At 62.4% G+C, this 25393-nt stretch carries 24 protein-coding genes and 1 pseudogene; 23 read left to right on the plus strand and 2 right to left on the minus strand.

The window, feature by feature from the left end; translation table 11 throughout:
- Position 1: 1 nt before the first annotated feature.
- The 22 genes from nuoE (at position 2) to JQ641_RS34945 (ending at position 23172) form a co-directional block, all read left to right on the plus strand.
- Positions 2-613: an NADH-quinone oxidoreductase subunit NuoE gene (gene nuoE, locus JQ641_RS34840; protein WP_212001209.1), complete on the plus strand. Its 612-nt coding sequence runs from the start codon at positions 2-4 to the stop codon at positions 611-613.
- Positions 610-825 (plus strand): hypothetical protein, encoded by a 216-nt coding sequence (locus tag JQ641_RS34845; RefSeq protein WP_212001214.1) that lies wholly within the window; start codon positions 610-612, stop codon positions 823-825. The genes nuoE and JQ641_RS34845 overlap by 4 nt, the downstream gene beginning before the upstream one ends.
- A gap of 18 nt (positions 826-843) precedes the next feature.
- Positions 844-2169, plus strand: coding sequence for an NADH-quinone oxidoreductase subunit NuoF (gene nuoF / locus JQ641_RS34850; RefSeq protein WP_212001216.1), 1326 nt, complete (start codon positions 844-846; stop codon positions 2167-2169).
- Between the two features lie 5 nt (positions 2170-2174).
- Entirely contained in the window at positions 2175-2663 is a 489-nt protein-coding gene (locus JQ641_RS34855) for a hypothetical protein (protein WP_212001218.1), read from the plus strand.
- A 7-nt stretch (positions 2664-2670) separates the two neighbouring features.
- Entirely contained in the window at positions 2671-4746 is a 2076-nt protein-coding gene (nuoG, locus tag JQ641_RS34860; RefSeq protein ID WP_212001220.1) for an NADH-quinone oxidoreductase subunit NuoG, read from the plus strand.
- Between the two features lie 10 nt (positions 4747-4756).
- A complete protein-coding gene (gene nuoH / locus JQ641_RS34865; protein WP_212001223.1) occupies positions 4757-5797 on the plus strand; it encodes an NADH-quinone oxidoreductase subunit NuoH in 1041 nt (346 codons plus the stop codon).
- Between the two features lie 7 nt (positions 5798-5804).
- Complete coding sequence (gene nuoI / locus JQ641_RS34870; protein ID WP_192733447.1) at positions 5805-6299, plus strand: NADH-quinone oxidoreductase subunit NuoI; 495 nt, start codon at positions 5805-5807, stop codon at positions 6297-6299.
- A 9-nt stretch (positions 6300-6308) separates the two neighbouring features.
- Positions 6309-6947, plus strand: coding sequence for an NADH-quinone oxidoreductase subunit J (locus JQ641_RS34875; RefSeq protein WP_212001228.1), 639 nt, complete (start codon positions 6309-6311; stop codon positions 6945-6947).
- Positions 6944-7252, plus strand: coding sequence for an NADH-quinone oxidoreductase subunit NuoK (gene nuoK / locus JQ641_RS34880; protein WP_028162793.1), 309 nt, complete (start codon positions 6944-6946; stop codon positions 7250-7252). The genes JQ641_RS34875 and nuoK overlap by 4 nt, the downstream gene beginning before the upstream one ends.
- Positions 7253-7260: 8 nt before the next feature.
- Positions 7261-9345 (plus strand): NADH-quinone oxidoreductase subunit L, encoded by a 2085-nt coding sequence (gene nuoL, locus JQ641_RS34885; protein ID WP_212001229.1) that lies wholly within the window; start codon positions 7261-7263, stop codon positions 9343-9345.
- A complete protein-coding gene (locus JQ641_RS34890; RefSeq protein ID WP_212001230.1) occupies positions 9345-10853 on the plus strand; it encodes an NADH-quinone oxidoreductase subunit M in 1509 nt (502 codons plus the stop codon). Before nuoL ends, JQ641_RS34890 begins: the two co-directional genes overlap by 1 nt.
- 10 nt (positions 10854-10863) lie before the next feature.
- Positions 10864-12303: an NADH-quinone oxidoreductase subunit NuoN gene (gene nuoN / locus JQ641_RS34895; RefSeq protein ID WP_212001231.1), complete on the plus strand. Its 1440-nt coding sequence runs from the start codon at positions 10864-10866 to the stop codon at positions 12301-12303.
- Positions 12304-12364: 61 nt separating this feature from the next.
- Positions 12365-13177, plus strand: coding sequence for a biotin--[acetyl-CoA-carboxylase] ligase (locus JQ641_RS34900; RefSeq protein WP_212001232.1), 813 nt, complete (start codon positions 12365-12367; stop codon positions 13175-13177).
- A complete protein-coding gene (locus JQ641_RS34905) occupies positions 13177-14847 on the plus strand; it encodes a ribonuclease J (protein WP_212001233.1) in 1671 nt (556 codons plus the stop codon). Before JQ641_RS34900 ends, JQ641_RS34905 begins: the two co-directional genes overlap by 1 nt.
- Before the next feature lie 40 nt (positions 14848-14887).
- Positions 14888-15292, plus strand: a complete 405-nt coding sequence (mce, locus tag JQ641_RS34910) for a methylmalonyl-CoA epimerase (RefSeq protein WP_212001235.1) — start codon at positions 14888-14890, stop codon at positions 15290-15292.
- Between the two features lie 6 nt (positions 15293-15298).
- A complete protein-coding gene (locus JQ641_RS34915; RefSeq protein WP_212001237.1) occupies positions 15299-15574 on the plus strand; it encodes a DUF1467 family protein in 276 nt (91 codons plus the stop codon).
- 71 nt (positions 15575-15645) lie between these two features.
- Complete coding sequence (locus JQ641_RS34920; protein WP_212001239.1) at positions 15646-15993, plus strand: hypothetical protein; 348 nt, start codon at positions 15646-15648, stop codon at positions 15991-15993.
- Positions 15994-16029: 36 nt separating this feature from the next.
- Positions 16030-17340 carry an S-methyl-5-thioribose kinase gene (gene mtnK, locus JQ641_RS34925; RefSeq protein ID WP_212001240.1) on the plus strand — a complete coding sequence of 437 codons (1311 nt, stop codon included), beginning with the start codon at positions 16030-16032 and terminating at the stop codon, positions 17338-17340.
- Positions 17341-17452: 112 nt separating this feature from the next.
- A complete protein-coding gene (locus JQ641_RS34930; protein WP_212001246.1) occupies positions 17453-19204 on the plus strand; it encodes an adenylate/guanylate cyclase domain-containing protein in 1752 nt (583 codons plus the stop codon).
- A gap of 970 nt (positions 19205-20174) precedes the next feature.
- Positions 20175-20915: a response regulator gene (locus JQ641_RS34935; protein ID WP_212001255.1), complete on the plus strand. Its 741-nt coding sequence runs from the start codon at positions 20175-20177 to the stop codon at positions 20913-20915.
- Complete coding sequence (locus JQ641_RS34940) at positions 20912-21847, plus strand: HAMP domain-containing protein (protein ID WP_212001247.1); 936 nt, start codon at positions 20912-20914, stop codon at positions 21845-21847. Before JQ641_RS34935 ends, JQ641_RS34940 begins: the two co-directional genes overlap by 4 nt.
- Positions 21844-23172 (plus strand): ATP-binding protein, encoded by a 1329-nt coding sequence (locus tag JQ641_RS34945; protein ID WP_212001248.1) that lies wholly within the window; start codon positions 21844-21846, stop codon positions 23170-23172. Before JQ641_RS34940 ends, JQ641_RS34945 begins: the two co-directional genes overlap by 4 nt.
- A 133-nt stretch (positions 23173-23305) precedes the next feature.
- On the opposite strand, the pseudogene JQ641_RS34950 reads toward JQ641_RS34945, so the two are convergent.
- A pseudogene (locus tag JQ641_RS34950) lies at positions 23306-23815 on the minus strand (ABC transporter permease); the annotation flags it as partial.
- A 224-nt stretch (positions 23816-24039) separates the two neighbouring features.
- Here JQ641_RS34950 and JQ641_RS34955 point away from each other — a divergent pair.
- A complete protein-coding gene (locus JQ641_RS34955; protein ID WP_212001249.1) occupies positions 24040-24981 on the plus strand; it encodes a hypothetical protein in 942 nt (313 codons plus the stop codon).
- A 19-nt stretch (positions 24982-25000) separates the two neighbouring features.
- Here JQ641_RS34955 and JQ641_RS34960 read toward each other — a convergent pair.
- Positions 25001-25393: ABC transporter permease (locus tag JQ641_RS34960; RefSeq protein ID WP_502755027.1), on the minus strand; the 393-nt coding region annotated here is incomplete at its 5' end.

A 25393-nucleotide genomic window follows, 5' to 3' on the forward strand; every position in this document is an offset into this window, starting at 1 on the left:
GATGTCCGTCCGCCGCCTTGCACCAAAGGAACTGCAGCCCGCGAGCTTTACGTTCTCCGAGGAGAACCTCGCCTGGGCAAAAAAGCAGATCGAGAAATATCCGCCCGGACGGCAGGCGTCGGCGGTGATCGCGATCCTGTGGCGCGTGCAGGAGCAGCATGAGGGCTGGGTTTCGGAAGTCGCGATCCGCGCCGTCGCCGATCTGCTGGATATGCCCTACATCCGCGTGCTCGAGGTCGCGACCTTCTACACCATGTTCCAGCTGCAGCCGGTCGGCAAGAAAGCCCATGTCCAGGTCTGCGGCACCACGCCGTGCCGCCTGCGCGGCGCGGAAGACATCATCAAGGTGTGCCAGAGCCGTATCCATCACGATCCCTTCCATTTGTCGAAGGACGGCAATTTCAGCTGGGAAGAGGTCGAGTGCCTGGGCGCCTGCGTCAACGCGCCGATGGTGCTGATCTGGAAGGACACCTACGAGGACCTCAACAAGGAGAACTTCGGCAAGGTGCTCGACGGCTTTGCCTCCGGCAATCCGCCGAAACCTGGACCGCAGATCGACCGTCAGTTCTCGGCGCCGGTAGGCGGCCCGACCACGCTGAAGGAAACCACATGACGCGCGATCGCTTGTTGCGAGCGGGCGGGCCGGGGAGGGCCGCTGCGATGAAGACCTGGCAGTTGATGACCCTTCACGCGCTGGCCGCGGCCACGTTCATTTTTCTGCTGCAGCGCTACGCGCTGAACGCCTCGTTCGATTCCGCTTTGTTGTGGGCGCTGACCTTCGGCGGATGCGCCGCGGGGCTCGCTTACTCTCAGTCCAAACGTTGATCCCGGGAAGTTCTGGTCATGCTCGACGACAAGGATCGCATCTTCAAGAATCTCTACGGCCTGCACGATTGGGGCCTTGAGGGTGCACGCCGCCGCGGCGCCTGGGACGGCACCAAATCGATCATCGACAAGGGCCGCGACTGGATCATTAACGAGATGAAGGCCTCCGGCCTGCGCGGGCGCGGCGGGGCGGGATTTCCGACCGGGCTGAAATGGTCGTTCATGCCCAAGGAATCCACCGACGGCCGGCCGAGCTATCTCGTCGTCAACGCCGACGAGTCCGAGCCCGGCACCTGCAAGGACCGCGAGATCATGCGGCACGATCCGCATCTCCTGGTCGAGGGCTGCTTGCTCGCGAGCTTCGCGATGAACGCGCATGCCTGCTACATCTATGTGCGCGGCGAATTCATCCGGGAGCGCGAACATCTGCAGGCCGCGATCGACCAGGCCTATGACGCCAAGCTGGTCGGCAAGGACAACCTCAATGGCTGGCCGTTCGACATCTATGTCGCGCACGGCGCAGGCGCCTATATCTGCGGCGAAGAGACCGCGCTCTTGGAAAGCCTCGAAGGCAAGAAGGGCCAGCCGCGGCTGAAGCCGCCATTCCCGGCCAATGTCGGTCTCTATGGCTGCCCGACCACCGTCAACAACGTCGAGTCGATTGCGGTTGCGCCCGACATCCTGCGGCGCGGCGCGGCGTGGTTCGCCGCGATCGGCAGGCCCAACAATGTCGGCACCAAGCTGTTTTGTGTTTCCGGCCATGTCGAACGGCCCTGCAACGTCGAAGAGGCGATGGGGATTCCGTTCCGCGAACTGATCGAGCGCCATTGCGGCGGCATTCGCGGCGGCTGGGACAATCTCAAGGCTGTCATCCCCGGCGGCTCGTCGGTGCGCATGGTGCCGGCCGAACAGATCATCGATACGCCGATGGATTTCGACAGCCTCGGCAAGCTGCGTTCCGGCCTCGGCACCGCGGCCGTCATCGTGATGGACAAGTCGACCGATCTGATCCGGGCGATCGCGCGGATCTCCTATTTCTACAAGCATGAGAGTTGCGGCCAGTGCACGCCGTGCCGCGAAGGCACGGGGTGGATGTGGCGGGTGCTGACGCGCATGGCCGACGGCCGCGCCCACAAGCGCGAAATCGACATGCTGCTTGAGGTGACAAAACAGGTCGAAGGCCACACCATTTGCGCGCTGGGCGATGCCGCGGCGTGGCCGATCCAGGGCCTGATCGCGCATTTCCGTCACGAGATCGAAGAGCGGATCGATCAGTATTCGCACAAGGCCGATATCGACGATATCGGCGTGCGCGACCCCGTCAACATGGTCGCGGCGGAGTAATGTCCATGTCGCAACCGAGCTTCTGGTGGCAGAGATACGGGACGCTTGCGCAGATGGCGCAGGCGACCGTGGCGCTGCTCGGCTTTGTTGCGATCCTGCTCCAGATCAACGAGATCCGCACCGGCAACCGCGCGACCAGCGCGCGGCAGGCGTTTCTGGGCTACACCGATCTGGCGTTCAAGAATCCGAAATTCGCGCAGCCGGACTACGAGAAGATCAAGGCCGGCGGCCGCGACGAGCAGGTCCAGTACGAGAGCTTCGTCACCTACTTCCTCTACGCCTGTGAGGAAGCGCTCGGCGCGTTCGCGGGAAAGCGCGAGTGGCTGGCTTCCTGCGATTACGACCTGAAACCGCATCTGCCGTTCCTGTGCGAGAAGAACGCGGCGCAGCCGGCCTATCTCGCCACCTATGGCGCCGAGACCCAGCAATGGATCAAGGCGTCGCTGAAGACATCAAGCGTTACACCACCCGACTGCAAGCTCGGAAAGACTTGAGAGCGCAATGACCAAACTCATCGTCGATGGCAAAGAGATCGATGTCCCCGCGGAGTACACGCTGCTGCAGGCGTGTGAGGCCGCGGGCGCCGAAATTCCGCGCTTCTGCTACCACGAGCGGCTCTCGATCGCCGGCAATTGCCGGATGTGCCTCGTCGAGGTGAAGGGCGGCCCGAAGCCGGTGGCCAGCTGCGCCTGGGCCGTGCGCGATTGCCGTCCGGGTCCGAAGGGCGAACCGCCGGAAATCTCGACGCGTTCGCCGATGGTGAAGAAGGCGCGCGAAGGCGTGATGGAGTTCCTGCTGATCAACCACCCCTTGGATTGCCCGATCTGCGATCAGGGCGGCGAGTGCGACCTGCAGGATCAGGCGATGGGCTACGGCGTCGACACCTCGCGCTTTGCCGAGAACAAGCGCGCGGTCGAGGACAAATATCTGGGCGCGCTGGTCAAGACCTCGATGAACCGCTGCATCCAGTGCACGCGCTGCGTCCGTTTCTCCGCCGAAGTCTGCGGCGCGCCGGAAATGGGCGCGACCGGCCGCGGCGAGGACATGGAGATCACGACCTACCTGGAATCGGCGCTGACGTCCGAATTGCAGGGCAATCTCGTCGACATCTGCCCGGTCGGCGCGCTGACCTCGAAGCCCTATGCCTTTGCGGCGCGGCCCTGGGAGCTCGGCAAGACCCAGTCGGTCGACGTGATGGACGGCGTCGGCTCGGCGATCCGGGTCGATACCCGCGGCCGCGAGGTGATGCGGATCCTGCCGCGCATCAACGAAGCCGTGAACGAGGAATGGATTTCCGACAAGACCCGCCACATCGTCGACGGCCTGCGGACGCAGCGGCTCGACCGGCCCTATATCCGCCAGAACGGCCAGCTTCGCGCCGCGTCATGGTCTGAGGCGTTTGCGGCGATCGCTGCCAAGACCGGCCGGCTCGACGGCAAGCGGATCGGTGCGATCGCGGGCGACCTTGCCGCGGTCGAAGAAATGTTCGCGCTGAAGGAGCTGCTGGTGAAGTGCGGCTCGGCCAACCTGGCGGTGCAGGGCGGCGACGCCTTCGATCCCAGCGCCGGCCGTGCGTCCTACATCTTCAATCCGACCATTGCCGGGATCGAGCAGGCCGACGCGCTCTTGATCGTGGGATCGAACCCGCGCAAGGAAGCCGCCGTCCTCAATGCGCGCATCCGCAAGCGCTGGCGCACGGGCAGGCTCAAGGTCGGCGTCATCGGCGCCAAGGCCGACCTGACCTATGATTACGATTATCTCGGCGCCGGTACCGATTCGCTCGGTGATCTCGCGGCCGGCAAGCATTCCTTCGCCGAAGTGCTCAAGGGCGCCAAGAACCCGATCGTGCTGGTTGGCGCCGGTTCGCTGGCGCGCCACGACGGCGCCGCGGTGCTGGCGCTCGCTGCCAAACTCGCGGTCGACGTCGGCGCACTCAAGGACGGCTGGAATGGTTTTGGCGTGCTGCAGGATACGGCGTCGCGCGCGGGCGCGCTCGACATCGGTTTTGCCGCCGGCAAGGGCAGCCTGAATCTCGCGCAAATGACCACCTTCGGCACGCTCGATGTGCTATTCCTGCTCGGCGCCGATGACGTCAAGGTGCCCGACGGGACCTTCGTGGTTTATATCGGTACCCATGGCGATCGCGGCGCGCATCGCGCGGACGTCATTTTGCCGGGCGCGGCCTATACCGAAAAATCCGGTATTTACGTCAACACCGAGGGCAGGGCGCAGATTGCCAACCGCGCCGCGTTCCCGCCGGGCGAGGCGCGCGAGGACTGGGCGATCGTCCGTGCGCTGTCGGATGTGCTGGGCAAGAAGCTGCCCTATGACTCGCTTCAGGCGTTGCGCCAGGAGCTCTTCAAGGCCGTGCCGCATCTGATCCGGATCGACCAGATCGAGCCCGGTAAGCCGGAAGAGGTGAAGGCGCTGGCCGGCAAGGGCGGCAGCGTCGACAAGACGCCGTTCAAGACGCCCGTCGAGGATTTCTACCTCACCAACCCGATCGCGCGCGCGTCGGCGGTGATGGCGGAATGTTCGCGGCTGGCGTCCGGGCAAATGCTGACGGCAGCGGAGTGAGCGTGATCTGATGGCTGAATTCTTCGCAAGCTCGTTCTGGACCGGTTTCCTCTGGCCGCTGATCATCATGGTCGCGCAGAGCCTGCTGCTGCTGGTCGTGCTGCTGGTCGCGATCGCCTACATCCTGCTTGCCGACCGCAAGATCTGGGCGGCGGTGCAGATCCGCAGGGGTCCCAACGTCGTCGGCCCCTGGGGCCTGCTGCAATCCTTTGCCGATCTTTTGAAGTTCGTGCTGAAGGAGCCGGTTATTCCCTCCGGCTCCAACAAGGGCGTGTTCCTGCTCGCGCCGCTGGTCAGTTGCGTGTTGGCGCTGGCGGCCTGGGCCGTGATCCCGATGGATTTCGGCTGGGTGATCTCCAACATCAATGTTGGCGTGCTCTACATCTTTGCGATCTCGTCGCTGTCGATCTACGGCATCATCATGGCCGGCTGGTCGTCCAACTCGAAGTACCCGTTCCTCGCCGCGCTGCGTTCGGCGGCGCAGATGGTGTCCTACGAAGTCTCGATCGGCTTCGTCATCATCACGGTGCTGTTGTGCGTGGGCTCGCTGAACCTGACCGACGTGGTGCAGGCCCAGAACACCAGATTCGGGCTGCTCGGCTGGTACTGGCTGCCGCTGTTTCCGATGTTCGTGATCTTCTACGTCTCGGCGCTGGCCGAAACCAACCGGCCGCCGTTCGATCTGGTCGAAGCGGAATCCGAACTGGTCGCGGGCTTCATGACCGAATACGGCTCGACGCCGTATTTGCTGTTCATGCTCGGCGAATACGTTGCGATCACCACGATGTGCGCGCTGGCGACGATCCTGTTCCTGGGCGGCTGGCTGCCGCCGATTCCCTACGCACCGTTCACCTGGGTGCCCGGGATCATCTGGTTCGCGCTGAAAGTGTTCTTCATGTTCTTCATGTTCGCGATGGCGAAGGCGATCGTGCCGCGCTACCGCTACGATCAACTGATGCGGCTCGGCTGGAAGGTGTTCCTGCCGCTGTCGCTGGCGATGGTGGTGATCGTCGCCGGAGTTCTGCAATTCGCGGGGCTCGCGCCGAAATGAGGTCGCTATGAGTGTCAATATCAACGCAACAGCCCGCTCGCTTCTCCTGACCGAGTTCGTATCGGCGTTCTTCCTCGCCATGCGCTACTTCTTCAAGCCGAAGCCGACGCTGAACTATCCGTTCGAGAAGGGCCCGATCTCGCCGCGCTTCCGCGGCGAGCACGCGCTGCGCCGCTATCCGAACGGCGAAGAGCGCTGCATCGCCTGCAAGCTGTGCGAGGCGATCTGCCCGGCGCAGGCCATCACCATCGAGGCCGGCCCGCGCCGCAACGACGGCACCCGCCGCACCGTGCGCTACGACATCGACATGGTGAAATGCATCTATTGCGGCCTGTGCCAGGAAGCCTGCCCGGTCGATGCCATCGTCGAGGGGCCGAATTTCGAATTCGCGACCGAGACCCGCGAGGAACTCTATTATGACAAGGCGAAATTGCTCGCCAATGGCGACCGTTGGGAGCGAGAGATTGCAAAATCGATCGAACTCGACGCGCCGTACCGGTGAGGTGAGGGCATGATCCTTCCCGCGCTGTTCTTCTATCTGTTTGCCGGCATCTGCGTGGCGTCGGCGGTGATGGTGATTGTCTCGCGCAATCCCGTGCACTCCGTGCTGTACCTGATCCTGGCCTTCGTCAACGCCTCGGGCCTGTTCATCCTGATGGGCGCCGAATTCCTCGGCATGATGCTGATCGTGGTCTATGTCGGCGCGGTCGCGGTGCTGTTCCTGTTCGTGATCATGATGCTCGACGTCGATTTCGTCGAACTGCGCGAAGGCTTCATGCAATATTTGCCGATCGGACTCGTGATCGGCGGCATCTTCGTGTTCGAGCTTCTGCTTGTTGTCGGCGGCTGGGCGATCAATCCGTCCGTGACCAAGAACATCACGGCGGCGATCCCGACGAATGTCAGCAACACCGAGGCGCTCGGCCTCGTGCTCTATACGAAGTACATCCATTACTTCCAGCTCGCCGGCATGGTGCTGCTGGTCGCGATGATCGGCGCCATCGTGCTGACGCTGCGCCACAAGGTCAGTGTCAAGCGGCAGGACATCAATGTGCAGAACGCGCGGACGCCGGAGCTCGCGATGAGCGTGCGCAAGGTGGCCGCAGGCCAGGGCCTGCAGGACGCGGACGCGGCGGAGTGGGTGAAATGACGATCGGGCTCGGACATTACCTCTCGGTCGGCGCCATCCTGTTCACGCTCGGGATCCTCGGCATCTTCTTAAACCGCAAGAACATCATCGTCATCCTGATGTCGATCGAGCTGATCCTGCTTTCGGTCAACATCAACCTGGTGGCGTTCTCGACCTTCCTCGGCGACATCGTCGGCCAGGTGTTTGCGCTGCTGGTGCTGACGGTCGCCGCAGCCGAGGCGGCGATCGGCCTTGCGGTGCTGGTGGTGTACTTCCGCAACCGCGGTTCGATCGCGGTTGAAGACGTTAATTTGATGAAGGGCTAGGCGCAGCTATGATTCAGGCAATCGTCTTTCTGCCGCTGCTGGGCGCCATTCTGGCCGGCCTGATCGCGCTGTTCGGGGCGCATGCGCGCAACCCGAGCGGCGATACGGTCGAACATCATGATGACGGCCATGGGCACGGTCATGGCGCCGATGCGCATGCGGCGGCGGCCCATGACGATCATGGCCATGATGACCACGGCCATGACGACCATCACGTGGCCGAGCCGCCAGCTGCGGGCTCGCGCGCAGCGGAACTGATCACGACCGGTCTCTTGATGATTTCGGCTGCCCTTTCCTGGGTCACGCTGGTCGATGTCGGCTTCATGCACCATGACGCCCGCATTGCCCTGTTCCCCTGGATCAATTCAGGCGATCTGCAGGTTGCGTGGTCGCTGCGCGTCGATACGCTGACCGCGGTCATGCTGGTCGTGGTCAACACCGTCTCGGCGCTCGTGCATCTTTATTCCATCGGCTACATGGACGAGGATCCGCACCGGCCGCGCTTCTTTGCCTATCTGTCGCTGTTCACCTTCGCGATGCTGATGCTGGTGACCTCGGACAACCTCGTCCAGATGTTCTTCGGCTGGGAAGGCGTCGGCCTCGCCAGCTATCTCCTGATCGGTTTCTGGTACCAGAAGCCGACGGCCAATGCGGCGGCGATCAAGGCCTTCGTGGTCAACCGCGTCGGCGATTTCGGTTTCGCGCTCGGCATCTTCGCCGTGTTCATGCTGCTCAAGTCCACCGATTTCGAGACCATCTTCGCGGGCGCGCCGGGGCTCAAAGGCAAGACCATCGACGTGTTCGGCTGGCACGCCGATGCGCTGACGCTGACTTGCTTGCTGCTGTTCATGGGCGCGATGGGCAAGTCCGCCCAGTTCCTGCTGCACACCTGGTTGCCGGACGCCATGGAAGGCCCGACGCCGGTCTCGGCGCTGATCCATGCCGCGACCATGGTCACCGCCGGCGTGTTCATGGTGGCGCGGCTGTCGCCGCTGTTCGAACTGGCGCCGAACGCGCAGGCCGTCGTGATGTTCTTCGGCGCTACCACCGCGTTCTTTGCGGCGACGATCGGCCTCGTGCAGAACGACATCAAGCGCATCGTCGCTTACTCGACCTGTTCGCAGCTCGGCTACATGTTCGTGGCGATGGGGGCAGGGGCCTATTCGGTCGGCATCTTCCATCTGTTCACGCACGCCTTCTTCAAGGCGCTGCTGTTCCTGGGCTCAGGCTCGGTGATCTACGCGATGCATCACGAGCAGGACATCCGCAACATGGGCGGGCTGAAGGACCGGATTCCCTTCACCTATATCGTGATGGTGATCGGCACGCTGGCATTGACGGGATTCCCGCTTACCGCCGGCTATTTCTCCAAGGATGCGATCATCGAATCCGCGTTCGTCTCGCATAATCCGTTCGCGATGTACGGCTTCCTGATGACGGTGGTCGCAGCCGGCCTGACCTCGTTCTATTCCTGGCGTCTGATCTTCAAGACCTTCCATGGCGAGCCGCACGATCAGGAGCACTATGAAGCCGCTCACGAGGCGCCGCTGTGGATGCTGGTCCCGATCGGCGTCCTCGCCGCAGGCTCGATCCTGGCCGGCTTCCCGTTCAAGGAATTGTTCGCAGGCCATGGCGTGGCCGAGTTCTTCCGTGAATCCCTCAAGATGCACCCCAACATCATCGAAGAGATGCACCACATCCCGGCGTGGATCGCGTACCTGCCGACCGTGATGATGGTGGTGGGCGCCTACATCTCCTACGTCTTCTATATTCGCCGGCCCTATCTGCCGGTCGAACTCGCCAGTCAGCACCCGATGCTCTACCAGTTCCTGCTCAACAAATGGTATTTCGACGAGCTGTATGACCTGATCTTCGTTCGCCCGGCCAAGTGGATCGGCCACTTCCTGTGGAAGAAGGGCGATGGCTACGTCATCGACGGCTTCGGCCCCGACGGTATTTCCGCGCGGGTGCTCGATGTCACCCGCAACGTCGTGAAGATCCAAACCGGCTATCTCTATCACTACGCGTTCGCGATGCTGATCGGGGTTGCCGGACTAATCACCTGGTTCATGTTCGGCTTGGGAGGCCAGTGATGACAACCTGGCCCATTCTCTCGGTCGTCACCTTCCTGCCGCTGTTCGGCGCGCTGGTGATCTACATCAGCCGCGGCGACGATGATGCGGCGCGAAGCAACTCGCGCTGGATCGCGCTGTGGACCACGCTGGTCACCTTTGCAATCTCGCTGATCCTGGTCTGGCGCTTCGATGCGACCAATCCGGACTTCCAGTTCATTGAAAAGGCGTCGTGGCTGGCGAGCGGCATCACCTACCACATGGGTGTCGACGGCATTTCACTGCCGTTCGTGATCCTGACCACCGCCTTGATGCCGCTCTGCATCATCGCGAGCTGGAAGTCGGTGACGATGCGGGTGCGCGAATACATGATGGCGTTCCTGCTCTTGGAAACGCTGATGATCGGCACCTTCTCGGCGCTCGACCTCGTGCTGTTCTACCTGTTCTTCGAGGGTGGCCTGATCCCGATGTTCCTGATCATCGGCGTCTGGGGCGGCCCGCGCCGGGTCTACGCGTCCTTCAAGTTCTTCCTCTACACGCTGCTCGGCTCGGTCTTGATGCTGCTCGCCATCATGGCGCTGTACTGGAACGCCGGCACGACCGACATCCCGACGCTGATGCACACCGCCGTGCCGCGCTCCCTGCAAACCTGGGCATGGCTGGCGTTCTTTGCATCGTTCGCGGTGAAGATGCCGATGTGGCCGGTGCACACCTGGTTGCCGGACGCGCACGTCGAGGCGCCGACCGCGGGCTCGGTGATCCTGGCCGCGATCCTGTTGAAGATGGGCGGCTACGGCTTCCTGCGGTTCTCGCTGCCGATGTTCCCGCTGGCGTCGCATGATTTCGCCTGGATCGTCTTCTCGCTGTCGGCGATCGCGATCATCTACACCTCGCTGGTGGCCTTGATGCAGGAAGACATCAAGAAGCTGATCGCCTATTCGTCGGTGGCGCATATGGGCTTCGTCACCATGGGCATTTTCGCCGGCACCACGCAGGGCGTGGCCGGCGGCGTGTTCCAGATGATCTCGCACGGCATCGTCTCCGGCGCGCTGTTCCTCTGCGTCGGCATCGTCTATGACCGCATGCACACCCGCGAAATCGCCGCCTACGGGGGGCTGGTGAACCGGATGCCGCTCTACGCGCTGGTGTTCATGGTGTTCACCATGGCCAATGTCGGGTTGCCCGGCACGTCGGGTTTCGTCGGCGAATTCATGACGCTGCTCGGCACCTTCAAGGTCTCGATCCCGACCGCGACCTTCGCGACACTCGGCGTGATCCTCTCGGCGGGCTATGCGCTCTGGCTGTATCGCAAGGTGGTGTTCGGCGCACTCACAAAGCCGGCGCTCGCCAGCATCAAGGACCTCACGTTCCGCGAAGGCCTGATGCTGTTCCCGCTGGTGTTCCTCACCATCCTGTTCGGCGTCTATCCGAAGCCGGTGCTCGACATGTCGGCGGCCTCGGTTCAGCAACTCGTCAACAATTACAACACCGCCGTGACTGCCGTGAAGGCAGCCGCGTTGATCAATTAAGGCCGCCACCATGAGCTTCCAGAGTGCAGGTTATCAGTTGCTGCCGGTGTTGCCGGAGCTGGTGCTGGCCGCGGGTGCCATGGCGCTGCTGATGCTCGGCGCCTATCGCGGCGGCGAGGGGACGACCCGCCTCGTCACCACCCTTGCGATATGCCTGCTGGTGGTGACCGGCGCGCTGGAGCTGATGTTGCCGGCCGGCAAGCTCACGACCTTCGGCGGCAGCTTCATCGTCGACGATTTTGCGCGCTTCCTTAAAATTCTGGCGCTGATCGGCTCGGGCGCAACCCTGATCCTGTCGGCCGAATTCCTCTCCGACCCGTCGCGGCGGAGCTTTGAATTTTCGATCCTGGTGCTGCTCTCGACCCTCGGCATGATGGTGCTGATCTCGGCCGGCGACCTGATCATGCTCTATCTCGGGCTCGAATTGATGTCGCTGGCGCTCTACGTGGTCGCCGCCAGCAACCGCGACAACGCCAAGTCCACCGAAGCCGGCCTGAAGTATTTTGTGCTGGGCGCGCTGTCCTCGGGCATGCTGCTCTATGGTGCGTCGCTGGTCTACGGCTTTACCGGCACCGTCAGCTTCGCCGGCATCGCGGCGGCTGCGAAAACCGGCAACATCGGGCTGGTGTTCGGCCTGGTGTTCCTGCTCGCCGGCCTCTGCTTCAAGGTGTCCGCCGTGCCGTTCCACATGTGGACGCCCGACGTCTACGAGGGCGCCCCGACGCCGGTGACCGCGTTCTTTGCCTCCGCGCCGAAGGTTGCGGCCTTGGCGGTGTTTACGCGGGTGGCGCTGACGGCATTCCCGGGCATCGTCTCGCAATGGCAGCAGATCATCGTGTTCGTGGCGATCGCCTCGATGGTGCTGGGCTCGTTCGCCGCCATCGGACAGAAGAACATCAAGCGCCTGATGGCCTATTCGTCGATCGGCCATATGGGTTTTGCACTGGTCGGGCTCGCTTCCGGCACCGTCGAGGGTGCACAGGGCGTGCTGGTCTATATCGCGATCTATGTCGCGATGACGCTCGGCACCTTCTCGGTCATCCTGACGATGAAGCGCAACGGCCAGCCGATGGAGCAGATCAGCGACTTTGCCGGTCTGTCGCGCACCAATCCGCTGCTCGCCTTCTTCTTTGCGATGCTGCTGTTCTCGCTGGCCGGCATACCGCCGCTCGCGGGCTTCTTTGCCAAATGGTACGTCTTCGTCGCCGCGATCAAGGCAGGCCTGTTCACGCTCGCTGTGGTCGGCGTGCTCGCCAGCGTCGTGGGCGCGTTCTACTATCTCAGCATCATCAAGGTGATGTATTTCGACGAGCCGGCGGGCGAGCTTGATCCGATGCGCACCGAGCTACGCGTGGTGCTGGCGATCACCGGCGTCTTCACGATCTTCTTCTTCGTCTATCCGGGGCTGCTGGTCAGCGTAGCCGCGGCCGCGGCGAAGTCGCTGTTCTAGCGCGCATGATCCCGAAAAGTGGAAACCGGTTTTCGGAGAAGATCATGCGCAGAAATTTGAAATGACTTTCGCGCTCGGTTCCCGGGCCTTATCGGCGGGTTACCGTCTCGCCGCCTTTGACCAGGTCGGCTCGACCAATACCGAGGCTATGGCGCACGCCCGCAGCGGCGAACCCGGATCGACCTGGTTCGTCACGACGGAGCAGACGGCCGGAAAGGGACGGCGCCAGCGCGCCTGGATCGCGCCGCGCGGTAACCTTGCCAGCAGCGTGCTCGAGGTCATCGACGTCCCGCCCGCGACCGCCGCGACATTGGGCTTTGCCGCCGGGCTCGCGATCGCAAGCGCCCTGCAGCAGGTGAGCATCGAAGCCAATCTGCGTAGGGCCGGCTCTGACCCATTGAAATTCCAGCTGAAATGGCCGAACGATGTGCTGGTCGAGAAGCACAAGCTGGTCGGTATTTCACTCGAAGCCGAAGCGGTCGCCGGCAACCGGCTGGCTGTCGTGGTCGGGATCGGTACCAACGTGGTCGCAGCCCCCACGGGCACGCCGACGCCGGCCATTTCGCTGGCGGCGCTGGGTGTCCATGTCGGCGCCGAGGAGCTGTTCACCGTGCTGTCGGACGCCTGGGTCGAATTCCGTGGGATCTGGGACAATGGACGTGGCTTTGCCGAAATCCGCCGGCTGTGGCTGGCGCGCGCCGCGGGCCTCGGCGAGCCGGTCGCCATCCAGACCGGAACGGCGACTATCGCAGGCACGTTCGACACGATAGATGAAAGCGGCTGCCTGATCGTCCGGACCGCAGAAGGCAAACACCTCCCGATCGCCGCGGGCGAGGTTTATTTTGGCTCGGCGGCCTCCGTGGGAGCTGCCTGATGGCTAGACCAGATGAACTGACCTTTGCGCCGCTCGGCGGCGTCGGCGAGATCGGCATGAACCTGTCGATCTACGGGCTCGGCAACCGCCACGAGCGGTCCTGGCTTGCGGTCGATCTCGGCGTCTCCTTTGGCGACGAGGAACATCTGCCGGGTATCGACCTGATCATGCCCGACATCCGCTTCCTGGAGAAGGAACGCAAGAACCTGATGGGGCTGGTGCTGACGCACGCCCATGAGGACCATTTCGGCGCCATCATCGATCTCTGGCCGAAGCTGCAATGCAAGATCTACGCGACCAAGTTCAGCGCGGCCCTGTTCGAGGCCAAACTGGCGGCCGAGCGTAATCCGCCGAAAATCCCGGTCACGGTGGTGCCTTCAGGGGGGCGTGTCCACCTCGGTCCGTTCAACGTCGAATTCATCCCGGTCGCGCATTCGATTCCGGAATCGCACGCGCTGGCGATCCACACTTCGGTCGGCACCGTGCTGCACACCGGCGACTGGAAGATCGATCCGACGCCGATCATCGGCCTGCCGACCGACGAGCGGCGCCTTCGCCAACTGGGCGACGAGGGCGTGCTGGCGCTGGTCGGCGATTCCACCAATGCGGTACGGGACGGGCGCTCGCCCTCGGAAACCGAGGTCGCCGCGACAATTACGAAATTGGTCAAGGCCGCCAAGGGCCGCGTCGCCGTCACCACCTTCGCCTCCAACGTCGCGCGCCTGAAGGCGGTTGCGGATGCCGCCAAGGCCGCCGACCGTGAAGTGGTCGTGGTCGGCCGCGCCATGGAACGGGTGGTGCAGGTCGCACGCGAAACCGGCTATCTCGACGGCGTCCAGAGTTTCCGCGGCGCCGATCTTTACGGCCATTTCCCGCCGGACAAGGTGCTGGCGCTGTGCACGGGAAGCCAGGGCGAGCCGCGCGCGGCGCTGGCGCGCATTGCCAATGACGACCATCCGCAGGTGACCCTGAACAAGGGCGACTGCGTGATCTTCTCCTCGCGCACCATTCCTGGCAACGAAAAGGCGGTCGGCAGCATCATCAACGGCCTGGTCACGCAGGGCATCGAGGTCATCACCGACCGCACCGACCTGGTCCATGTCTCCGGCCATCCGCGCCGCGACGAGCTGCGCGACATGATCTCCTGGGTGCGTCCGCAGCTCTTGATCCCCGTGCATGGCGAAGCGCTGCATCTGTCGGAGCACGCCAAGCTGGCGCGCACCGCGGGCGTTCCCAAGGTCCTGATTTGCCGCAACGGCGACCTGGTCAAGCTCGGCCCTGGCGACCCAGGGATCATCGACCAACTACCTTCGGGCCGGATCTACAAGGATGGCACCATCCTGGAGGATTCCAAGTCGCGCGCCGTGGTGGAGCGGCGGCGGATGGGATTCGCCGGCTGTGCCTTCGTGGCGATCGCGATGACCGACAAGGGCGAGCTGGCCGACGATCCCGAGGTCGATCTGGTCGGCATCCCCGAGAAGAATACGGCCGGCGAGCCCCTCGACGACATCGTGTTCGATGTGGTGGTATCGACCGTGGAAGGCCTGCCGCGGGCCCGGCGGCGCGATGCGGACGCGACAGCGGAATCGGTACGTCGCGCGGTACGTGCGGTGCTGAACGAACATTGGGGCAAGAAGCCGATCTGCCTCGTGCATGTGCTGACGATCTAGCGCGTGTTCCGCGGAATTGGGTACTAGGGGAGGAGCAACGATGCTGGGCCGGCTCAATCATGTCGCGATCGCGGTCAAGGACGCCGAGAAGGCGGCCAAAATCTATGGCGGCGCATTCGGCGCCGAAATCTCCGGCGCGGTGCCGCTGCCGGAGCATGGCGTCATCACCGTGTTCGTGACGTTGCCCAACACCAAGATCGAGTTCATCCAGCCGCTCGGCGATGCGTCACCGATCGCCAAATTCGTCGAGCGCAACGCCGACGGCGGTATCCATCACATCTGCTACGACGTGCCCGACATCATCGCGGCGCGCGACAAGCTGATCAGCGAGGGCGCGCGGGTGCTCGGCGACGGCGTGCCCAAGATCGGCGCCCACGGCAAGCCGGTGCTGTTCTTTCATCCGAAGGATTTTTCCGGCGCGCTCGTCGAAATCGAACAGGCCTGAACCAGCATGGTCTATAACATCTCGACGATGTTCGCGATCTACTTCGTGTTGTGGTGGCTCGTGCTGTTCGTGACGCTGCCGTTCGGCGTGCGCAGCCAGCACGAGGACGGCGAGGGCGCCCCCGGTACCGATCCCGGCGCGCCTATCATGGCACGGATGGGCCGCAAGCTGATCTGGACCACGATCATATCGGCGGTGATTTTCGCCATCGCGATGTGGGCCTATTATCAGGGTTTTCTCAATATCGAGCGGTTGTCCAAGCTGATGGGGATGCCGTTCTAGAACACAGGGGCGCGTCAATGCACATTTTGCGGCGCGGCGAGGCCAGGCTTTAGCTTGGCGGGAGAACAGAAATGACTTTTCAACGCATCATGATTGCTCTGGTGATCCTGCTCGCCGCCGGCCTTGGCGGGTCGTTCTACATGAACTGGAAGACGCTGAACCAGCTTCGAACGGTCAAAGCCTTCGTCGAACAGGCGGTCTTTCCCGACGCCGTTGTGGCCTGCGAGAAAGCGCAGAGCTCGACGCCGTTCAAATGGAACGGTGGCAAACAGACCGCGGCGATCGGCCTGAATTCGGTCAAGCTCAACAAGGATACGATTATCGCGAGCTACACGCTGGTCGCCGACAGCGTCTATTGCGACTACGATCCGATCAAGAAGAAGGCTGACATCGGTTCCAACTTCCTCGAGCGGGATTGAGACCGAAGCTTAGGCAGTAACCGGAGGCGACGACCGATGACCGCACACGAGCGACCGTTGGATATCCCCCGGGCGGACCAATACCGAATTCTGCGCGAAGCCGACCTGCGCGATTACCTTGCGCAGCTTCCCGCGATCGCAAGCCAGCTTGGCGGAGCGCCGGCGGCCTGGTCGATCAGCGAGGTCGGCGACGGCAATCTCAACCTCGTCTTCATCGTGCGCGGCGGGGCTGGCAGCATTGCCGTCAAGCAGGCGCTGCCCTATGTGCGCCTGGTCGGCGAGAGCTGGCCGCTGCCGCTGTCGCGTTCGCACTATGAACATCTGGCGCTCACCCATCAGGCCCGGCTGGCGCCCGCCCTGGTGCCGGCGGTCCTCCACCACGATGAGGCGCTTGCCCTGATCGCGATGGAGTTTCTTGAGCCGCATATCATCATGCGCAAGGGGCTGGTGGCCGGCACCCTCTATCCGCGCTTCGTCGAGGACATCACGAATTTTCTGGCGCGAACGCTGTTCTTCAGTTCCGACCTCGCGGTCCCGGCTGCGGAAAAGAAGGAGGGCATTGCCGCCTTCGCCGGCAATCATGCGCTGTGCAAGATCACAGAGGACCTGATCTTCACCGATCCATACCGCGTCGCCGAACAGAACCGCTGGACATCACCCTGGCTGGACGCGACCGCTGCGCGCTTTCGCGAAGACCTCGACCTGCATGTCGCGATCTCAAGGCTCAAGCTGAAGTTCATGGCCTCACCGGAAGCGCTGATCCACGGCGACTTGCATACCGGCTCGATTATGGTGACAGAGCGCGAGACGCGGGTGATCGATCCCGAATTCGCGTTCTATGGGCCGATGGGGTTCGATATCGGCGCCGTGATCGCAAATCTCCTCATGGCCTATCTGGCCTCCAGCGGCCACGAAAATTCGCCCGGCGACCGGCGTGCCTTCGAGGCATGGCTGCTGCAGACGGTCGAGGGCGTGTGGACAGAATTCGCGCGAAAATTCGTCGAGTTGTGGCGCACCGAAGCGAAGGGCGACGCCTATCCGCCATCGCTGTTTGCCGGCGCGGATGGGGCGGCGTGCCTCGAGGCCGAACGGCAGGCCTATATGGCCAAGCTGTTTGGCGACACCGTCGGGTTTGCCGCGGCCAAGATCATCCGCCGCATCCTCGGTCTCGCCCACAACATCGACTTCGAATTGATCGAGGATCCGAAGGTTCGCGCCATCTGCGAGGCGCGGAGCCTGCGTCTGGCTTGCTCGATGCTGGTGGAAGCAGCGAAGTACCCCACCATCGGGTCGATAACCAAGACGGCTCAGGCGCTGCGCGACTGGCAGCCGGATTTCAGTGGGTGAGGGAAGGCGGCTGGCTAGGGCGTGATCCGCTTCCGCTTTCGGCGGATTGCGTGGTGATAGCCGTGCGCTCATTGTGGTACAGTGCCGCAAGCCGTAGCCTGGAGAGCAGTCCATGGCACAGCAGCGGGTCGAACGCAGGCTTGCAGCGATCCTTGCCGCCGATGTGGCTGGTTACAGCCGACTCATGGGCTTGGACGAGGCGGGGACAGCGCGCCGCTTGCGTGACCATCTAGCGGCAATGCGGCCGATCATCGGAAAGCACGACGGACGAATTTTCAAGACCATGGGCGACGGCGTGCTCATTGAGTTTCCATCGGTGGTGGCAGCGGTCGAATGCGCGATCAAAGTGCAGAAGCTATTGGCCCGACGCAACGCCAAGCTGATCGCGGAACAGCGCGTGCTATACCGCATCGGCATCAATCTCGGCGAGGTGCTGGTCGAGGGCGATGACATTCTGGGCGATGGTGTCAATATCGCAGCGCGACTCGAAGGAATTGCTGAACCCGGCGGAATCTGCTTGTCGCGGTCCGCATACGAACAGGTCAAGGGAAAGATCGACGCCCAGTACGCGGATATGGGTGAGCAGCGCTTGAAAAACATCGCTGACCCGTTGCAGGTATTTCGGGTCAATTTCGGCTTGGCCGCTGCCGCGTCGGCTCCGCCAATTCTGCCATTGCCGGACAGGCCGTCCATCGTGGTCCTGCCTTTCACGAACCTCAGTGAAGATCCGGAGCGCGCGTACTTCGCGGACGGCGTCACCGAGGATCTCACCACGGCGCTGTCCCGGCTTCGCTGGCTCTTCGTCATCGCCCGCAACTCGGCCTTTGTCTACAAAGACAAAGCCGTCGATGTGAGGACAATCGCCCGCGATCTGGGCGTGCGCTACGCCCTGGAGGGCAGCGTACGCACGGCTGGCCAGCGCATCCGCATCACGGGCCAGCTCATCGATGGGGAGACGGCCAAGCACATCTGGGCGGAGAAATACGATCGTCAACTGCACGACATCTTCACGGTCCAGGACGAGATCACGGAAAACATCGTTGCCGCGATCGAGCCGCACCTCTACGCTCAGGAGGGCTATCGTGCCGCCCGACAGCCGCCTGAAAGCGTCGATGTCTGGGGACTCGTGGTCCGCGCCATCGACCTCATCAACAAGTTTGGCCGTAAGCAAAACGAAGAGGCGCAACGCTTGCTGCGCCGCGCCATAGAGATCGACCCGCACTATGCACGAGCGCACGCCACCCTCAGTTGGGCGATTTGGTGGGCCACGCTCTACTATTACGTTGAAGACCGCTCCGAGGGCTACAGGCAGAGCGCCCTACATGCCCAGGAGGCGTTGCGCCTCGACCAGAGCGAGCCGTGGGCCCACATGACCGTCGGCCTTAACTTGAGCACCTCCTGCCAACACCAGCGCGCGCTGGCCGAGCACCAGGCCGCCCTTAACCTCAATCCCAGCTTCGCGCTCGCGCGCACGGCTTATGGCTGGGCGTTGTTGCGGGCGGGTCGCTTCGACGATGCGATCGCCGAAACTGCAAAAGCGCTTCGCATGAGCCCATTGGATTCCTTTGCCGGCCTTTACACCACCATCCACGGCTTGGCGTTGCTCGCGGCGCGGCGCTTTGCCGAGGCGCTGCCGTATGTCCGGGCATCGGTCGCCGCTGATGCCGAATTCGCTGGGCACTACAATGCGCTCATCAGCTGCTGCGGGCATCTCGGCCTGATCGAAGAGGCGGTGGAATTCACCGCCCGCCGCAATAAGGTCGGGCCACCGCTGAGGGTGAGCGTGCTGCGCAACAATCTGCGCGGCTTCGCCCATTGCGAGGTGTTCGCGGAGGGCTTGATCAAGGCCGGCATTCCCGAATAGGCGGCGTCCTTCAACATATGATCGAGAAAGATATCAGCTCGGCGAAAGCCCTCGGCCAAGTGTGCCGTTGCAAGCGCCCACTCCGGCGCCGATCCGGAACACTAGCGACGCCCTGATCGCTTGAGTTCGGCGACCTGAGGCTTCTCCCCGGCCAACTTCCCTCCGGCGAGCAGGCTGCTGCAATACCACCAGGCGCCAGCGTTGCTCCCACCCAAAAACAGTCTGCTGTTCTGGCACTCAGCATAGGTTTTGTAGTTGTGTACGTTTCTGCACGTTGGCGAAAAAGGAGGCGGAACCCCCCCCGACGCCGAGCATCCATTCCAGGGTTGGTTGCCGTACTTGAAACTTGTTTGGCAACCATCGTTGCAATTGTTGGAGATTTTCTCGAACGCGGCAAGCTTCTCCATGGTTGTACCTGGCCCCGCCAGTATGGCACCTGGCGAAGTCGATCGTATTGCCGCGGCTGGCGATGTCCGGCGAGATGCAACTGTGTTTGCCACCCGAGCGGACCTTTGTGGCCTTACCACCGGCCGATACGGCCTTGCCGCCCGCCTCGGCGCGTCGACCGTGATGCTAGGAAGCGGGGTGGCGGAGCCTGTTGCGGTTTGCGACATTGCCGTGCCGCTCGGGCCGCACAGCAACGAGATTGACAAGATAGCAATAGCTGAGGGTGCAAATAGGCCTGACGACATTCTCATGAGACGTTCTCCCAAATCCGGACATTAATGCCGTCCCAGGACGGCGCGGGCGCGCTCAATTTGGCCTCGGCGGGCAAGGCGAGCATGTCCTTGTCCAGGTTCATCGACATCGCCTCCAAAAAAGACGAGAAGCCCCACTGGAAGTGTCCGATGTATCTCGCGAATTTCCGCTTGTGCCCGTTTTGAAATTTTCCATGTCGGGCCGGCGGGTCGATACATTACGTTACAAAATAGGATGTCGCTTGCCTCGCCGGTTGGGTACTATGGCGTGTATGGGCAATTCGGACCACATTCTCGTCGTCGACGATGACTTGGGTTTGCGCGAACTGCTGGACCGATATTTTGTCGGCAACGGCTATCGGGTCACTACGGTGGCCAACGGCCGGCAGATGCGCGAGGTTCTCGCAAACCACCGGGTCGATCTGATCGTGCTTGACCTCATGCTGCCCGGGGACGACGGCCTCACGCTCTGTCGCAACTTGCGCGCAAATCAACCCTATGACATTCCGATCCTGATGCTGACGGCGCGCGGCGATGAAGCAGACCGTATCGTCGGCCTTGAGATGGGGGCGGACGACTATCTCACGAAGCCGTTTGCCCCGCGCGAGCTGCTCGCACGAATCCGCTCGGTTTTGCGCAGGGCCGAGATGCTGCCCCGCAACCTTGCGGCATCGGAAAAAGCCCGCCTCTTTCGCTTCGGCGAATGGAAGCTCGATACGACCGGGCGTTTCCTGGTCGACTCCAACGAAACCGTGGTCTCGTTGAGTGGCGCCGAATACCGATTGTTGCGCGTGTTTCTCGATCACCCTCAACATGTCCTCAATCGCGATCAGCTGCTCGACCTGACGCAAGGCCGTGAGACCGAAGTCTACGATCGGTCAATCGACCTTCTTGTCAGCCGCCTTCGCCAGCGATTGCGCGACGACGCCCGGGAGCCGTCCTACATCAAGACGGTGCGCAGCGAAGGCTACGTCTTTGCAGTCTCCGTCGAGGCATTGCCGGAGCGGTCATGAGCGCCCGTTTTCGGCGTATGGCGGCGCGTCTTTGGCCGGGCTCCCTGTTCGGCCGGCTGGCGATGATTCTGTTTTCCGGCCTTGTAGCTGCACATGTGCTGGCCTTCGTTTTGATTGTCCTCGACCACATGGCTATCGAAGACGAACTGGGGAATAAATTTGCTGCCGTGGACGTCGCGGACTCGGTCGCTATCCTGGACTACGTCAAGCCTGAAGAAAGACCCGCTTGGCTCGACCGACTCTCTCGACTGCACTATCGATACGTTCTCAGAGATGGGGGAGAGCTGGAAGCGGAGCCACCCAAACGACGGCAAGCAAACATCGCGCGTTTGCGGGCCCTGCTGGGGCCCGCCTACGAGGCGAATTTTGTCTACCTCGATCCACCGACGCGATCGCGACGGGGCATACTCATGCATCTGAAGGACGGTAGCCCGCTGACGCTCGAGATCTTCGGGCAGGGGGCAACCATTTCGCCATGGTTGCCGGCGGCGCTCGCCGTTCAACTCTGTATTATCGCATTCTTCGTCTGGCTTGCCGTAAAGCTCGCGACGCAACCGCTGGCGCGCCTGGAGCACGCGGCCAACAGCCTGGGTTCGGATTTGCGCGGTGAGCCGCTCCCGGAGGATGGTCCGAAGGAAGTGGCGCGCGCGGCTACCGCGTTCAACGCCATGCAGCGCCGCATTGCCGAGCAGGTCGCGGAACGGATCCAGATTCTGGCGGCGATCTCGCACGATCTTCAGACTCCGATCACGCGGATGCGGCTGCGCGCTGATTTCCTGGGCGACAGCGACGCCAAGGAAAAGCTGCAGGGCGACCTGCAGGAAATGCAGACGCTCGTCAAACAGGGGCTTGCCCTGGCGCGGGAGTACGACGACATTGGCCCCGGGGCCACCGCGCATGTCGCCGTCGAAGCATCGCCGGAGTCGTCATGAGCGCCCGTTTTCGGCGCATGGCGGCGCGTGTTTGGCCGGACTCACTGTTCCGCCGGCTGGCGATCATCCTGTTCGGCGGTCTCCTGGCTACACATGTGCTGTCCTTTGGTCTGGTTGCCTTTAATGTCTTCGGCCTCAGCCGCGAGATAGGGGATGACTATTTCATCAGGTACATCGCGACCACGGTCGCTATCCTCGACCGGGTTAAGACCGAAGAACGGTCCGCCTGGCTCGAACGTCTTAGTCGACCTACATATCGGTACGTTCTCGGAGGTGGGGGAGAGATAGAAGCGGCGCCATCCAAACGACGACAAGAGCGCCTAGCGCGTTTGAGGGCCATGCTAGGGGCCGGCCACGACGCGAAATCTATCTTCTACCTCGATCCACTGAATCGACGGCGGCTGGGCTGGCTCGTTCACCTGAAGGACGGCAGCCCGTTGATGGTCGAATTCGTCGCACAGAGGACGGTGATTTCGCCCTGGTTGCCGACGGCGTTCGCCGTTCAACTCTTTGCTCTCGCGTTCCTCACCTGGATTGCCGTGAAGCTCGCGACACAACCGCTGGTGCGCCTCGAGCGCGCGGCCAACAGCCTGGGTTCGGATCTGCGCGGCGAGTTGCTCCCGGAGGATGGCCCGAAGGAAGTGGCGCGCGCCGCTACCGCATTCAACGCCATGCAGCGACGCATTGCCGGGCAGGCTGCGGAGCGGATCCAGATTCTGGCGGGGATAGCGCGCCGTCTTCAGACTCCGATCACGCGCATGCGGCTGCGCGCTGATTTCCTGGGTGACAGCGACGCCAAGGAAAGGCTGCAGGGCGACCTGCAGGAAATGCAGACGCTCGTCAAGCAGGGTCTTGCCCTGGCCCGCGGACGCGACGAGCTCAGCAAGCAGCGGTGTCAGACCGACCTGCATGCCCTTATCGACAGCCTGGTCTGCGACTATTCCGACGCCGGAGAATCTCTTCGATTTTCCGGAGAACGCGGGGTGACGATTCTCACGCACCCGCAGGCCTTGCGCCGCATCATGATCAACTTGATCGATAACGGCCTGAAATTCGGCGAGGATGTCGAAGTCGCCATCGATGCGCAGCGGTCGAACGGCATCACGATCACCGTATCGGACCGGGGCCCCGGTATTCCCGACGAGCATCTGAAGTCGGTATTCTTGCCGTTTTATCGGGTCGAGGCTTCGCGCAATCGCGAAACCGGCGGCACCGGGCTTGGCCTTGCCATCGCCCAGCAACTTGCCAGCGCGCTTCGCGGGACGCTCACGCTCGCCAATCGTGATGGCGGCGGATTGGAAGCGCGCCTCGAATTTTTGCGCTGACAATACGATGACTTTGACGCGGATGATTTCGTGGCGAGATGACCGACCCGTCGCGTCCACGGGACGCAATGCGGACTCTGGCAAAATGTCTGCCCTCGGCAGATTTATGGCTTCACGGGCTAAAACGCCGGCGTCATTCGACCGCTCTCTCCCGCAGCTTCTGCGCATAGACGTTGATCACCAGCGCTGCGAGGAGGATCAGGCCGCGGATCAAAATCTTCAGAAAACTGTCGATATTGACGTGGTCGAGGCCGTTGTTGAGGACGCCGAGCACGAACAGGCCGACGACGGTGTTGCCGATGCCGCCGCGGCCGCCGAACAGGCTGGTGCCGCCGACCACGACGGCGGCGATCGAGTCGAGCAGGTAGGTGTCGAACTCGTTCTGCTGCGCGCTGCCGAAATGGGCGACGCCGAGCATGCCGCCGATCCCCGAGCAGACCGCCGCGATCACCATCACGCTGCCGAGGATGAGCTTGACGTTGAGCCCGGAATATTCCGCCGCCTCGCGGTTGCCGCCGACCATGTACACGTAGCGGCCGAAACGGGTGTAGGTGAGCACCAGACGGCCGGCGAGCAACATCAGCGCGGCCACGATCACGATGCATGGGATACCGCCTATCGATCCTCACCCGAGCGTCGTGATAGCGCGAAGCCTGCGCCTGGCGCGGGCGATGATAGTGGACCCGGCACGCGTTTGCGTCCATCGGTGCCGTCACCCGGGCGGCACAGGATGTCCGCGATTGGCAGCCGGAGTGGGCGCATATAGATCACAACAATCTATGACAGAAAATGGCGTTGCTGCTACTTTGACCGAAATCAATCGAATTGTGATTTGATGCAGGAGCAGGGATGTGGACTAGGCGACTTTTGGCAGCAGTTTTCGTTATAGCATTTTCGTCGGACGTGCAGGCCGTCGAATACCCAGTTGTCGGTGTGTGGGCTAACGCAAAGGACCCAGCGGGAATTGAAGCTGTTCAAGCGTGCGCGTCATATTCCAAGGATCGCAAGGCGCCGAGGGGCAATCTCTTGGTTTTCAACGGCTCGAAAAAAACAGAATTCAATGGAGGCTATCTTGAAGAGGAGACCGTCAACAATTTGACCGTACGAAAGATCGGCGTGAGCGAGTATCAAGTGATTGACAGTTATTATCACGATGGCGAAGGAGGAGGGCGCCCAGGATTGAGGCGCCGTTCATATAAGCTTCGGCTGCTTACGTCAGACAAGATTGAACTCAAGGAAGGAAACTATCCGAGTCAACTGTTCATTCGCTGTCCGTCTGGGTCTCACGTCGCAAAATCTGCTAGTCCGCCGAACTCCCAATCCTCCTCTATCGGCGCCTCTGTTACAAATAGTGCGAATAAACCAGGGTATGTGCTGGTAGAGCCCGACAAACAATTCGGAACGATCGGTGATTGGAAGATCTCAACGGCTCGATTTGGCATTGGGTGTTTGGCCGTGCACGGCTATGACGACACTTCCAAGGTTACCGTCGGCGGCGAGACGCCAAAGAAACTAGCCATAGTTATTGAGGTAGCTAGAAAGTTGTTTACATCGAACCTCGACGCGGAACCGTATGTCGAAAGCGTTGAGCTTGTACTTGGAGACTGGAGAAGAGGAGAACTTGCGCCGTATGGCTATCGAGGAACACCAGGTGTTGTGGCTCCTTTCGATGCCGCGCTCTCTCAAGCTTTCCTGGAGGCGCCCTCGGTCAAGCTTACAGAACGTGGTTCGGTCAAGCTGGTCGTTCCGTTGAAACAAACCAAGGAAGCGATGGGAATGCTGCTCGACTGCTTTAGAAAGACACGATGACGTCCCAGAACACAAGCCGTCAATCGACCGACCGTTCCCGCAGCTTCTGCGCATAGACGTTGATCACCAGCGCTGCGAGCAGGATCAGGCCGCGGATCAAAATCTTCAGAAAACTGTCGATGTTGACGTGGTCGAGGCCGTTGTTGAGGACGCCGAGCACGAACAGGCCGACGACGGTGTTGCCGATGCCGCCGCGGCCGCCGAACAGGCTGGTGCCGCCGACCACGACGGCGGCGATCGAGTCGAGCAGGTAGGTGTCGAACTCGTTCTGCTGCGCGCTGCCGAAATGGGCGACGCCGAGCATGCCGCCGATCCCCGAGCAGACCGCCGCGATCACCATCACGCTGCCGAGGATGAGCTTGACGTTGAGCCCGGAATATTCCGCCGCCTCGCGGTTGCCGCCGACCATGTA

The organism is Bradyrhizobium sp. JYMT SZCCT0180 (assembly GCF_018130165.1).
Classification (GTDB): Bacteria; Pseudomonadota; Alphaproteobacteria; order Rhizobiales; family Xanthobacteraceae; genus Bradyrhizobium.